15 protein-coding genes and 2 tRNA genes are annotated in these 13,034 nt (G+C 33.0%); 4 read left to right on the top strand and 13 right to left on the bottom strand.

Annotated elements, in window-relative coordinates:
• Window positions 1–4 precede the first annotated feature (4 nt).
• Complete coding sequence (locus GFS03_RS10155) at window positions 5–1,813, bottom strand: ribosome biogenesis/translation initiation ATPase RLI (protein ID WP_153424739.1); 1,809 nt, start codon at window positions 1,811–1,813, stop codon at window positions 5–7.
• Window positions 1,814–2,190: 377 nt separating this feature from the next.
• On the opposite strand from GFS03_RS10155, the gene GFS03_RS10150 reads away from it, so the two are divergent.
• Window positions 2,191–2,265, top strand: a tRNA-Arg gene (locus tag GFS03_RS10150).
• Between the two features lie 284 nt (window positions 2,266–2,549).
• Here the strand turns inward: GFS03_RS10150 and GFS03_RS10145 are convergent.
• From GFS03_RS10145 to GFS03_RS10090, 12 genes are all read right to left on the bottom strand, one after another.
• The gene (locus GFS03_RS10145; protein ID WP_153423977.1) at window positions 2,550–3,905 is read right to left on the bottom strand and encodes an MFS transporter; all 1,356 of its coding nucleotides are present in this window, start codon (window positions 3,903–3,905) and stop codon (window positions 2,550–2,552) included.
• Between the two features lie 70 nt (window positions 3,906–3,975).
• Window positions 3,976–4,065, bottom strand: a tRNA-Arg gene (locus GFS03_RS10140).
• Window positions 4,066–4,108: 43 nt separating this feature from the next.
• The gene (locus tag GFS03_RS10135; RefSeq protein WP_153423976.1) at window positions 4,109–4,444 is read right to left on the bottom strand and encodes a transcription factor S; all 336 of its coding nucleotides are present in this window, start codon (window positions 4,442–4,444) and stop codon (window positions 4,109–4,111) included.
• A gap of 18 nt (window positions 4,445–4,462) precedes the next feature.
• Entirely contained in the window at window positions 4,463–4,735 is a 273-nt protein-coding gene (locus GFS03_RS10130; RefSeq protein ID WP_153423975.1) for a DNA-directed RNA polymerase subunit M, read from the bottom strand.
• Window positions 4,732–5,010 carry a DNA-directed RNA polymerase subunit L gene (locus tag GFS03_RS10125; protein ID WP_153423974.1) on the bottom strand — a complete coding sequence of 93 codons (279 nt, stop codon included), beginning with the start codon at window positions 5,008–5,010 and terminating at the stop codon, window positions 4,732–4,734. Before GFS03_RS10125 ends, GFS03_RS10130 begins: the two co-directional genes overlap by 4 nt.
• Entirely contained in the window at window positions 5,000–5,569 is a 570-nt protein-coding gene (locus GFS03_RS10120) for an exosome complex RNA-binding protein Csl4 (RefSeq protein ID WP_153423973.1), read from the bottom strand. The genes GFS03_RS10125 and GFS03_RS10120 overlap by 11 nt, the downstream gene beginning before the upstream one ends.
• Window positions 5,570–5,574: 5 nt before the next feature.
• Entirely contained in the window at window positions 5,575–6,576 is a 1,002-nt protein-coding gene (gene dph2, locus GFS03_RS10115; RefSeq protein ID WP_153423972.1) for a diphthamide biosynthesis enzyme Dph2, read from the bottom strand.
• Complete coding sequence (locus GFS03_RS10110) at window positions 6,573–7,109, bottom strand: 50S ribosomal protein L16 (RefSeq protein WP_153423971.1); 537 nt, start codon at window positions 7,107–7,109, stop codon at window positions 6,573–6,575. Before GFS03_RS10110 ends, dph2 begins: the two co-directional genes overlap by 4 nt.
• A gap of 41 nt (window positions 7,110–7,150) precedes the next feature.
• Window positions 7,151–7,396 (bottom strand): KEOPS complex subunit Pcc1, encoded by a 246-nt coding sequence (locus GFS03_RS10105; RefSeq protein WP_153423970.1) that lies wholly within the window; start codon window positions 7,394–7,396, stop codon window positions 7,151–7,153.
• The gene (locus GFS03_RS10100; RefSeq protein ID WP_153423969.1) at window positions 7,365–8,444 is read right to left on the bottom strand and encodes a DHH family phosphoesterase; all 1,080 of its coding nucleotides are present in this window, start codon (window positions 8,442–8,444) and stop codon (window positions 7,365–7,367) included. Before GFS03_RS10100 ends, GFS03_RS10105 begins: the two co-directional genes overlap by 32 nt.
• Complete coding sequence (locus tag GFS03_RS10095) at window positions 8,417–9,313, bottom strand: lysylphosphatidylglycerol synthase domain-containing protein (RefSeq protein WP_153423968.1); 897 nt, start codon at window positions 9,311–9,313, stop codon at window positions 8,417–8,419. Before GFS03_RS10095 ends, GFS03_RS10100 begins: the two co-directional genes overlap by 28 nt.
• Window positions 9,313–10,356 (bottom strand): HesA/MoeB/ThiF family protein, encoded by a 1,044-nt coding sequence (locus GFS03_RS10090; RefSeq protein WP_153423967.1) that lies wholly within the window; start codon window positions 10,354–10,356, stop codon window positions 9,313–9,315. Before GFS03_RS10090 ends, GFS03_RS10095 begins: the two co-directional genes overlap by 1 nt.
• Here GFS03_RS10090 and GFS03_RS10085 point away from each other — a divergent pair.
• The 3 genes from GFS03_RS10085 to GFS03_RS10075 are packed head-to-tail and all read left to right on the top strand — an operon-like array spanning window position 10,259 to window position 13,034.
• Complete coding sequence (locus GFS03_RS10085; protein ID WP_153423966.1) at window positions 10,259–11,083, top strand: transketolase; 825 nt, start codon at window positions 10,259–10,261, stop codon at window positions 11,081–11,083. The genes GFS03_RS10090 and GFS03_RS10085 overlap by 98 nt on opposite strands.
• Complete coding sequence (locus tag GFS03_RS10080) at window positions 11,052–11,993, top strand: transketolase family protein (RefSeq protein ID WP_153423965.1); 942 nt, start codon at window positions 11,052–11,054, stop codon at window positions 11,991–11,993. The genes GFS03_RS10085 and GFS03_RS10080 overlap by 32 nt, the downstream gene beginning before the upstream one ends.
• A complete protein-coding gene (locus GFS03_RS10075; RefSeq protein ID WP_153423964.1) occupies window positions 11,994–13,034 on the top strand; it encodes a chorismate mutase in 1,041 nt (346 codons plus the stop codon).

Genomic DNA, 13,034 nt, shown 5'->3' with positions numbered 1-13,034 from the left:
AATCTTACTGGGTAGAAAGAACCATTGAGTAATAGTCTCCTCTTTCTTTCTGCACTCTATCTAAGTAACTTCCTATCTTATTTACTCTAGGTCTTCCGGTCTCAGCATCTCTTCTGAACGTTACCTCTAATTCTCTCAAAAATTCGTTCATCCCAGCTTTTAGTGTCACTGGAGATGTTGCAAATCCTGCCTTTTCTGGCTCTCCCTTGAAAACGATAATCCTATCAGCTATATAGTCATGTATTGAAAGATCATGATCTACGATAAAAGTTACTGCTTTTCTTTCTCTCGTAACTCTCTTTATAGCTTTAGCAACTATATATCTCTCTTCAACATCAAGATAAGAGGAAGGTTCATCCAAAACATAAAGATCAGCCTCTTTTGCTAAAGTCGCTGCTATGTACAATTTCTGTAACTCACCTCCGCTTAGTTCATTCACATTAGACTCCAGTAACCTATGCAAGTTGAGTCTCTTAGTTACTTCTTCGAAAAACCATGATGACGTAGAGAGTACATCTTTGCTTACGTTTTCTAAATATTGCTGAACAGTTCCATTAAAATTAGGTAAAATTCGTTGTGGTTTATAAGATAATATTTGCTTTTCAGGGTTTACAGACCCTTCATCTGCTAAAATTTCACCAACTAATATTCTGGCAAAAGTTGTCTTCCCTATTCCGTTTGGTCCTAAAATCCCGATTATTTCTCCCTCCTTAGCCTCTCCCTCATTTACTATTAGCTGAAAATCACCTAACTTCTTGACTATCTTTGTCCATTTCATTTTTGTTTTCAGATCCTTAGAAAGATCTATATCACTAATTTCTTTTAGCATAAACCTTATCTCGTCTGGTCTTATTTTCATATTTTCTGCTGGCAAATATCCTTTTAGAAAATTATTTATACCTACCCTCGCTGTATATGACTTTGACACTCTTCCATATACTGAACTTTCTCCATAAATTATATGTATTAAATCCGTAAGATAATCTAAAACTATCAGGTCATGATCGACAACTATAACGTATTTATTCTTTAGTAATTCTCTAATTGCTTTAGCCATATTCATTCTTTCCCTAACATCTAAATAAGAAGAAGGTTCATCAAATATGTATACGTCTGCTTCTCTCAATAGTGAAGCAGCTATTAATAATCGTTGAAGACCTCCTCCGGAAAGTACACTAGCATCTTTATTCCAAAGATTAGTCATATTTAGAAGTTCTTTAACTTCATCTTTTTTCCCTCTTTCATCTACTTTTGTTAAAATTTCATTTACTGTACCTTTAAGGAATTTTGAGGCATATTCAACGTATTGAATTTTATGTACTATTTTTAGCTCATTATCGTATAATTCCTTAAAATAATTATATATTTCTTTGCCTCTAAATCTTTTTAACACTTCATCCTTACCTAATTTGGAATTAGGATCTCCAAAATTCGGAACCAATTCACCAGCCAATATTTTAAGGACTGTAGTTTTCCCTACTCCATTTTTTCCTAATATTCCTAATATTATATTATTTTTAGGTGTTGGTAAGCCAAATAGTTTGAATCCATTTACTTTATATCTGTGTATAACCTCCCCTTCTAACTCATCTGGCAGATTTACAATTGATATCGCTTCATATGGACATTTCTTTACACATATTCCACAGCCTATACATGTTTCTTCATAAATTACTGGTTTTCCTTTTACTATTTCTGATAACTCTATTGCTTTCCCACCAGATCTGTCAACAGGGCAGAAATTTATACACTCTAAGTTACATTTATCTGGTTTACAAAAGTCATAATTTATTACGGCAACTCTCACGAACACTCACCTACTATGTAGAAATATACTTGTTGTTAGAATACTTACATCCTATAAAATTACCCTCTATGTTATTTAATAAATCTTCCTCTACTTTTAATATTTTTCCTACTTTTAATCCTTCTTAAGATATAACTTAGTGGGAAAACCCTCAATACAAGATCATTCTAACTTTTTCTTAAAGATTACTCTAATTAATAATTAGAAATTTTGAGATTATTCATAAGATCCAGAGATCCTCTCAAATATGGATACGAAATTTCGCTTATGATTTAAAAAGGTAAATGGTCATAATTACCTAAAAAGGCAAAGTTTTCTTCCTTAGATTTTACAAATATAACATGTATAACAGTTTAAAAGATCGTATGAGGCATATTTCTGTTGGACCCGTAGCTCAGCCAGGACGGAGCGCCGGCCTCCGGAGCCGGCGGTCCCGGGTTCAAATCCCGGCGGGTCCGCACAATTTTTCGAGCTAGATCAAGATTTACAACTATCTATTGCAATGATAATTTGATCTAGGTTTTATGAGAAATTTACAATTGCCCCTTTATACTATAAAAAGTAGTTAAGCTTATCATACTTCTTGTAAAATCTTTATATCTAGACTTCATCTTGTATTTCTTAGAATCTTTACAAATAATAACCCTAGTCTAAGATTTCTCCGTTTTGTTACTATTACATGATAAGCTTAAATTCTTAAGACTATTGTTACTAAGAATAAAGTATTTAAGTAAAAATAATTTCAGCTTAACTCTACTCCCTTAGTTTCTGGTATTAGAAATAGAGTTATAATACATGATACTAGGGCAATTATTGAGTACACTGCTAGTAATGCAGGGAGTCCAAATTTGACTAATAACAGAGGAAACGCAGTAATACTAAAAGCTGCGGCCAGTCTATCTGCTGCCACACTAATAGCTTGGCTGGTTCCCCTAACTTTGGTTGGAACTAACTCTGAAGTTAACATCGCTGATCCTATTATAGAGGCCGGTCCAACTGCTGATGACAAATAGTTCATAAGATAAAATAATAATCCCAACAATGCTGCCTCTCCAGTTAAACTTTCTGCAGCTTTTAACGGATTACTTATATGTATGTTAAGTCCAAAAAAGTATGGATTCATGAGAAGCATTGTATACATAAAAAGCCAAAACGCAACACCAGCATAACCTATTACAATTAATGGTTTCCTTCCTATTTTGTCCACTAGGTAAATGCTAATTATCTGACCTGGTAGGCCTGCAAGAAACTGTGCTAAATATGTGAATTCTATGGGATTTAAACCTAGATTTCCCGCTATCGTTATTGGCCCGTAGATTGCAAATGTAGATGAATACATATCGTAAAGAAGCCAAAGTACAGAAGATATAATTGTAATCCCTAAAGCTGATATGAATCTTTTTGAGAATGGAACCTCATCTAGAGAAATTGTGATTTTACTTTTTATTTCTCTTTCCAGCTTCTTTAATTCTTCTTGTTTTGGTTTAATTCTAGTCAAGAATTTATACGTTTCAGGGAGTTTTCTCCTTAGGTAAAATACAGAAATTGCTGGAAGAATTCCCATAACCAATACTATTCTCCATATGAGATCATTCCCTATATTAATTAATAGTAAGATTTGCTCTACAAATGCAGCAGCAACAGCGCCGATTCCCCAAAGTACTGCAAACGTTACTATCATTCGTTTTCCTCTGTTTTTTGGATTTGAATTCTCTGCAGTAATTATAGGAGAAAGAACATAATCTGCTCCAATTCCAAAACCTAAGATTATTCTAGCTATAACCAACTCTGTAAAATTCGCTGATATTGACTGAAATACTATTCCTAAACTCATTAATGCTACATCGAGACCATAGATAAGCTTTCTTCCTAGTTTATCTGCCAAAAAGCCTAATAGAATTGCAGAAACTGCTGCACCATAATACGCACCAGCTATAACTATTCCTTCCTCAAGTCCATTTAATAAAAATTCCTTTTGTATATAATAGAAAACTAAAGAGATCGCGTAAAGTTCATATCCATCAGTGAACACTCCCATACCCGCTGTCAAGATGCTCTTGAATTCTAGTGTGGAAAAGTCCGGTTTACTATAGTCCATTTATGCTATATGTATTTTGTTGAGATTATAAGAGTATCTAGAATTAGTATATACCAAGCGATAATATGTGCGGACCCGCCGGGATTTGAACCCGGGACCGCCGGCTATCCTCCTTAGACGCTAGAAGGCCGGCGCTCCGTCCTGGCTGAGCTACGGGTCCAACATAAAATGAGAATTCAATAAAATAAGATTTTCTCATTCATTTATTCATACTCTCTCCATACTTTACCGCATTTTGTACACTTATAAAATCTAGTTGGTGGTTCATCTGCCCTTCTAGTTTGTAATATCCAGAAGTAGGCCTCATCATTTTTGCATGCAGGACATAGAACACCTCTTATTTTTTGTGCTCCAGTTGGCATTTCCTCCTCTTCTAATACTAGCGTTTTTTCTTTTATACTATGTTTTACTTTGTTTGTTACAATTATCGTTGTCTCTGGAACCTCTTCTTCGTAGCCACATTTCATGCATCTGTATACGTTCTTACCATTGACTTTTTTTGGAACCATCATAGAGTTGCACTTAGGACAGAACTTCATTAATATCACGCTACAAGCTTAACCATTTACTTTATCTATATTTAACTTTTCTGATAGTTTCTTTATGAGATTTTCACATATTTTCTTTGGCGCTTGTTCTTTAAAATTTTCGCCAATTCCAATATTAGAATATCTGATTTCATGAATTATGGAAGACGCAACTATTTGCTTAATTAGATTATCCTCGTTTATATCTAAAAATAGTTTTTCTAAGAAATTACCCCTAAATATACATATTGCATATAAGTGATCAACTTTAACTAATATTGCTATCCTTGCCTCTTTTTTCACTTAGTTAGTCCCTTTATTTCGTCTATATAATGTGAGGCCATTACTCTTATAGTCTCGATAGCTTTTAACAAAGCATCTCTAGGAGCTATTGAACCATCAGTTAGTATTTTAACTATTATTTTATCAGTTAGGGGATGAGGTTGATAATATGAAGCAAAATTTACACCACTAATTTTCCTCAAGGTACCAGCAATTAAGTTACCTAACGTGTGATCTTCCCCTTCTATCTCTAATTCTAAATAGTTGCTTTCACTTTTTATGATTTTAATCTCCACCTTTCTTCACCATATAAGATCCTATTTTTCGTTGTTCAATATTTCCGCATCTCTGACATTTTAAATTATTTTCGTCTTGCTTGATCAATAAGTATCCACATCTTGAACATCTAGCGTAAATAACTCCAAGATCTTTCATCTTAATAGTTAAAGCTAAAGGAAAAGTGTATGAGAGTAATTTAGCTTTAATTACATCTCCAATTTTTATAGCATCTGTTATACTATTAAGCTTTTTATTACTTGTTTGAGAGATATGTAAGTAAGCTGAAATTGATGACGCAAGACTTTTCTCCTCTATCCCTACTATTGAAACTAGTGCTGAATCTTCTTTAATAGAATTTACAATACCGATCACATATTTAGCCTTCTTTAAATGTTGAAATACGATTTTCTTAAATCCCAGTACGTTACTCTTCCTATTTAGCATGTCATAGAAGATCTTTCCTACAACCGCTGCTCTAACTATGCCATTTTGTTCATACGTACCATCGCCAGCTATAAACTCTTCAATTACTGCTAACTCTTCTCCAGGTAGGGTTAATTCACCTTGAACTCTCATTTACTTCACCACGGGAAAATATAGGGTTCCATAATACTATTTATGATCATTTTGGCCTCTCCAGGTGTTAACACTGGTTTTTCATAGTTATATAAATCATCTATTGGTAATCTAGGGCAAGACGTAACTAAAAATACATCTATATAGCTTCTATCTAGATTTCTAAGTACATCTAGTGTTAACACTTTATTTGTTACTATAAAAACGTCATATCCTTTTTTAGTTAACTCATCATAGAAATATTTTATCATATTTGGTCTATTTTGTCCAACCTTAACACCTTGTATAATTACCCAAGTGCGTTTATCCATTGCTTGTAGGATTTTACCATATCTAACTTTTAGTATCTTCCTAACCTCGTTAGTTATATCCTCACTTTTTTGTAAATATGGATCAAGCTTTATAGTTGGTTTATTTGTAGCTAATCCTAAACCTAAAGCATGAAATAGTCCACCTGATACAATAACATATATGTCTGCTTCTACTTCGGCTACTTTATAGTCACAACCTAAAACTTGACCATCGAACATGAATTTATTAGATGGTTTACCTATATCTACTTTATATCCCTTATCTTCTAAGAAGAGCTTAATTTTAGGTAATAATCTTACGTGCTGTAAGGTCGCCGTTAATGAGATTTTTCTTCCATTATATTTACTGATATCATTTTCTAGAGATTGAAGAGCGCTTTCAGAAATATCTAAATTACTTTCAGCGTTAATAAATATCGTAGGAAACTTAGGATAATACCATGTATAAGGAGTATGACCAAAATGAATTATAAGGTCAGCATTTACTTGTTGTGCTTCATCCTCAGCTATGTCACAAGCTCCCCAACTAGGTTCACCAGATATGATAAAATCAACGTAGGGCAACTTTTCCTTTAATTTCTTTACTATATCTATAGAAAAATATTTCAAACCTTCCGGAAATTGTAAAAGAACACGTTTTGCGTTCTTTTCACGTATTTCCTTGACTACTCGTTCTTCTTCAAAATTATAGCTCAACTTTGAACCTCCTGTCTTATGGGCTTTAATGGAATGATCTCAATTCTAGTACGCAAAGGTAACTTCTTTGATGCTATCTTTAACGCTTCTTTTGCGAAGTCCAGATGCTCCTTCTTAACTTTTACTACCATCAAAATTTCTCCTAGTTTTTGAATCCTAGCAGCAGTACCAATTGGTGTACCAAAAGACAGTCTCATTCCGTCTTGTAATCTATCAGCTCCAGCAAACGCCATCATCTTATTCTCTCTTAATACATGATGGGGATACTTTAAGATCCACATAAAGAACGAAGTTTCATTTCCGGTTCTCTTAGCCAATGTCTTTAGAGTAATAGTCCTAACAGCTTCCAGAGCGTTATGTCTTATTTGTCCTATCTCAGTTGTAATTAACCTAACTTCATAGTCGTAATCTCCATTTGGATCTCCAGATGTAAACTTGGTTATCTTTGGTTGTGGGATGCCAGGTATATATTCTTTCCTGGTATAGGCAGGACCAGAGAAATGTCTATAACATCTTCCAGGTCTTAGTGGCATTTAACATCACGATATAGACTTTTGTATTAAAGACTAAATATTTAACTTATAGCATCCATTGACGATTGAAGTGCCTTTATATGCGTTAATATCTCGTCTGCAGTATTTCTGACGGTCATTAAGTCATTTGGCTTTGTAATCTTCATCTTTATTGTAATCTCTAACTTTTTGCCTTCTACTCTGATTTGGATTGACATTCCTTCTGGTAAATTTATATTATCAACGTTCAAACTTCTCATAATTAGTTCTGCATCTTCACATTCCGATAAGATTCTTAATTCTATCATCAATTTTAATCAGTCCTTCTTTCTTTATTGACGGGGTAAAAAATCTACTAGTGTAAAGTTTGTCAGCATCCTTTATCACTATCGCTTTATCTCTTCTTATCTTTTGTAATTGTAATAATATTATTTGCACTAAAATAGGAGAATTGAGATTAGTTGTTTCAACAATATAATATGACTGCTTATTTTCAACTAAATTAATTGAGAATCCCTTGGAGAGCGTTTGTCTAAATCTGCTGATTAGTGCCTCAGCATAAGATGATGATAAAACAAACTGCAAAATTTCATTGCTACCAATAGTATCAAATGAATAAATTAACGAAAAAGCTAACTCTAATATATCGTAATCGAGATAAAAAAATCTATCTGTAATTATATCATCTTTAGTAAATTTAGGATTTTCTTTTATGATGGTAGAAATTATTCTGAAAAGTAATGTATTTAGCTGACTCTCATTCAAATCTTCCAATTTTGCCATCTCACTAGTATTTATTTCCCTTATAAGATTTATCGCATTTTCTCTGTTTCCAGATATACTTGGTATATAAGGATCCAGAGAATACATTAATGATAAAAAGAGTGGTAAAGTTTTATATGCAGGAATTTTCAGATTTTTTTCTGAAGTTATATCAAATTTTTCCATCTCTCCTATTATTTCTAGTTCCCATTTCGAAAACGGTCTTCTATCCACTATTGTAGATGTTGCAATACAACTAGCAATTGGTAAAACATCTTCAGCAGTTATAGGTAGATATGAACAAAAGGAGTTCTGACCCAAGAAATACTTTTTCTTATCATCTATTATCCATTTACCGTTAGCGTCGAGTCTAATTTGTGTTTCACATTCTTCTGGAATGAATGAAAGAGTAAAAGAACTCTTAGTATTCTTGGAAATAATGAATGAAAATAAGATAGGCTCTATAGAATAGTATGTAGACACGCACAAACTGTCCTTAGAGTATATATTCCTAACTACTTCCCTTATTTCTTGGTTATTGGGCTCTCCTAAGAATATTTCCATTACTATCTCTTTAGAATTTCTTTTGACCATTTTTTAAGCTCTTCAAAGCTCATATCCTTTAAGAAAATAGATCCTAGTAGGTTTGATATAATATAGTTTAATCTTGTTATAAACACGTAAGAGGGATTTAAAAATATCGATAGGGCTAATTCTCCTACGATTGCAGCAGATGGTATTGGTATTAATATAGATACTTGATATAAAAAAGAGATAAAAACTGATATAAAGATATTATGTGTTATATAATAAAAATATCCACCATAACTAGCAAAACCAAGTATATCAATTATGATATAAATTAAAAAATCCTTTGTAGTCCCCTGCCTAAGATAATACTTAAATTCCATATAATCTGTTACAATTCGTTCCATTTTAACTATCTTAAAGATAAATTGTTCAATTTTATTTACTTTATCATGCTGTAAGTAAAAATATGATAGTGCAGCTATCCATCCAGCTATATTCAATAATACAATTAAAATGAATATAAACTCTAATGGATTAAAAAAGAATGGTAACAGTAAAATATAACCTAAACATATTGCAAGTACATCTATGGATCCTATGAGGATAGAATAACTGAATGCTTGCCTCAAATTTACTTCATGTTTGTTATAAACTAAACTTCTAACTAGTTCCTGTCCAGCCCATCCAGGTATTAGTAAACCTATGAAATTACCTAATAATCTAGCTCTTACTGCTATATCTAATCTACGCTTAATTAGCAGTGAATCCTTAAATGAAGAGATGGAATTCTGAGCAATGTAAGCTAGAAGAAAAACTAGAAAGAATTTGGGATCTTCCTTTAATACATATACTACATTGATTTTAAATATGTATGCATAGATTATAATAACAACAAATGGAAGAATAATCGCTGCAATATATTTCTTATCCATTATCTTCCCCTTTTCTCAAAACATCCAATATTAGGATAACATAAAATTATATTCCCAATGTTTTTAAAAATTTTAGGTCTATCTAACTCAGGAACTTTCATATTAACCCTAAATATTCCGCAGTTAGGTTTAGTTACCCTATGATTTAGAAAAGGATATTCGTTTAATACGCATGTCTTGCATTGAAAGTTTTTCTCGACGTTTATTCTCTCAATTTTTAATTCTCTAGAATCTATATAGAATAACGAATAATCAGCATTACCTCTCAAATGATTAAGCATTAAATTAACTTGAAGCGTGGCTGTTAGTTCCACGATTAGTGGAGTAGTTCCAATGACATCACATGAATTTCCGATTTCATCTTGATTTGAATAGTTAACAAAACAAGATAGGCAAGAAGTTTGATTAGGATCTATTAATTTGGCAGAGCCATATTCACCATTAATTCCTCCATATATTAGAATTTTTCGCAATTTTACCACAGCATCATTTAGTAGTAACTTATAATACAAGCTATCTAAAGCGTCGAATACATAATCCTTGTCAGATATTAGTTTCTCAACGTTCTCCTCATCGAGTATATCTATAATATAATTTAGCTTGATTGAGGAATTTATAAGAGATAACTTTTTGGCACAAACCTCTGCTTTAGGCTTACCCACATCATTCTCATCAAACAAATGAACCCTATGCAAATTAGTTATGTCTACTACATCCGCATCAACTATAGTTATCTCTCCAACTCCTAGCCTAACTAGGAGCTCTGCAATAGAAGTACCTAAAGCTCCACAACCTGCTATTAATATTTTTAACTCATTTAACCTCTGTTGAATTTCTAATCCTAAGACTAAGAGCTGCCTAGAATATCTTTCCACAAGATTATAATGTAGAATAATCTTTAAAAATAAGTGTTGCCTACTAAAAGTGGGGATTGATATTGTTCCAATGGAAAAAGGTGGAGGAAGTGATGGAGCCCCAATATCAATAGAAGAATTAGATAAGTTGAGACAAATAGCTGAAAGGGCAAGAAGAAATGTAATCAAAATGTTGTTTTATGATCAAACAATCCATGTGGGATCTTCCCTAAGTAGTATAGAGATATTAACTACATTAATATTTAAGCATATAAGGACTGATTCAAGTCTGGTAAATAAAGATTGGCTAATTTTAAGTAAAGGTCATGCTGCACCAGCTCTTTATGCTGTTTTAGCTGAAAAAGGTTATATAAAGGAAGAGGAACTTTGGAGAATTCAAGATATAACGGGATTACTACAAGGTCATCCAGAGACTTTTATTCCCGGTGTAGATATGTCGACTGGTAGTTTAGGGCAGGGATTAAGTTTCGGAATAGGTGTTGCTACTGGTATAAAAATGTCTAATGGAAATGGAAGAGTCTACGTGATAATGGGTGATGGAGAACAAGATGAGGGAGAAATATGGGAGGCTATGACACATGCGGTGGTTAGAAATCTTGATAACCTAATCGCATTTGTAGAGGTGAATAATTTCCAGCTTGATGGTTCAACAGAGGAGATAAAACCAAAGAACTTCTTACCTAAGGTATGGGAAGCCGTAGGTTGGAAAGTGTTGAATTGTGATGGACATGATTTCATAAGTATTACTAATGCAATCAACGAGGCATATAAGGCAGGTAAGCCTGTAGTAATATTCGCTAAAACTGTAAGAGGAAAGGGATTCCCCGCGATAGAAAACACTCATAAACAGAGGTCTAGTCCAGATGATGCAAGGAAATACTTACTCAATGCGTGAAACTTTCGGAAGACTGTTAGCAGACCTAGGAGACAAGAACAAAGATCTAATTGTAATAACTGCAGATGTAGGAGACTCTACCAGAGCACTATACTTTAGAGAGAAGTTTAAGGATAGATACTTTAATGTGGGCATATCAGAGCAAGATATGGTAAATTTTGCTGCCGGCCTAGCTGCTGTAGGAAAAAAACCTGCTATAGTTAATTTTGGGATGTTCTTAATGAGAGCTTGGGAGCAAATAAGGAATAGTATAGCTAGAATGAATCTAGATGTTAAGATGTTTGTAACCCACACTGGATATAGTGATCATGGTGATGGATCTAGTCATCAAGTTCTTGAAGATATTGCGTTAATGCGTGTTTTACCAAACATGAAGGTAATAGTGCCAGCAGATCCTAAGGATATTGAAAGAAGTTTACCGATAATAATCAATGAGGAAAGAGGTCCATTGTATTATAGGATAGGTAGAGAGTATTCACCACCAATTACTGTAGGCCAAGAATATGAATTCAAGATTGGTAAAGCTTACGTAATTAAGGAGGGGAGTGACTTAGCTATAATGGGAGCGGGTGTTGTTTTATGGGATGCCTTAAAGGCAGCTGAGGAATTAGAGAAGTTAGGAATAAGTGTGGCAGTTATAAATTTATTCTCAATAAAGCCAATAGACGAAAGTACTATAGAGTATTATGCTAGAAAAACTGGTAAGATAATTACAATTGAAGAACATAGTATATATGGAGGTATTGGTTCTGCCGTCGCAGAGGTTACAGCTAGGCGTTATCCAGTTCCCATAAGATTCATAGGCGCTACTACTTTTGGAAGATCTGCTAGAAGCCAAAGGGATCTATTAGATTACTATAATATAAACTATAAAACTATTATAAGGGAGGCGATTGATTTATTGAAATAGATGACTGAAGAAATAGCACGACTAAGGGAAGAAATAGATAAGGTAGATGAGCAGTTAGTAAAACTACTCTCATATAGATTAGAATTATCTAGAAAAATAGGTAAAGTTAAGTTAAATTCTAACATAAGCGTTACTGATGAGAATAGGGAAACGAAAGTTAAAGAAAAGTGGATATCTAATGCGAAAAAGTATAACATTCCGAGTAGCTTAGTCGAATCTATATTACCTTTAATTTTTTCCTATTCTAAATTAGTTCAGATAAACCCTGGAGAGAAAGAGAAGGTAGTGATATATGGATACGGTGGAATGGCTAGATCGATTGTTTCTCTCCTTTCATTAGCTGGTCATGAGGTATCTATTACTGGAAGAGATTTAAGCAAAGCAGAAAGTTTAGCTAATCAGTTTAGATGTGTAAGTATGTCTCTATTAAGAGCGATAGATTGGGGGGATATAATTATATTTGCAATACCCCCTAATGCAATATTAAGTAATTCTAATGAGTTATTTTCAGATAAATTAAAAGGCAAAATTGTGATGGATATAAGTTCCTCCAAATTTGAGATTTTCAAGTTTTTAGAGGAATTGTCTAGACAATTTGAATTCAAGTATATTTCTACTCATCCACTTTTCGGTCCAATTGAATATCCCGTAGGTGAGAGAGTAGTAATTATTCCTTCCCAAACTAGTTCTAATAATGATATTACAAGGATAGAGAATTTTTGGAGAAAAAGTGGTTTAGTACCTATTATAACAGATGTCGAGACTCATGAAAAAGCGATGGCTATTGTTCAAGTTCTAACACATTTTTATCTTTTAGGTTTATCTAATGCAATTGAAACTTTATCATTAGAATTAGGCGTAGATTATAGTAATTTTCATACTACAAACTTTAGAGAATTAAGTAAGATTTTAAAAAGGATCAAAGATCTTAAAAATGTAATTATTGAAATACAAAAACAAAACCCTTATTCTTATAAAGTTAGAAATATAGGTTTAGAGGAACTTAAAAAGATTAAAGAAGAGATAGAAGGAGGTAAATAG

This window comes from Sulfolobus sp. E5-1-F (assembly GCF_009601705.1).
Classification (GTDB): Archaea; Thermoproteota; Thermoprotei_A; order Sulfolobales; family Sulfolobaceae; genus Saccharolobus.
This window is presented reverse-complemented; position numbering and strand designations above follow the sequence as displayed.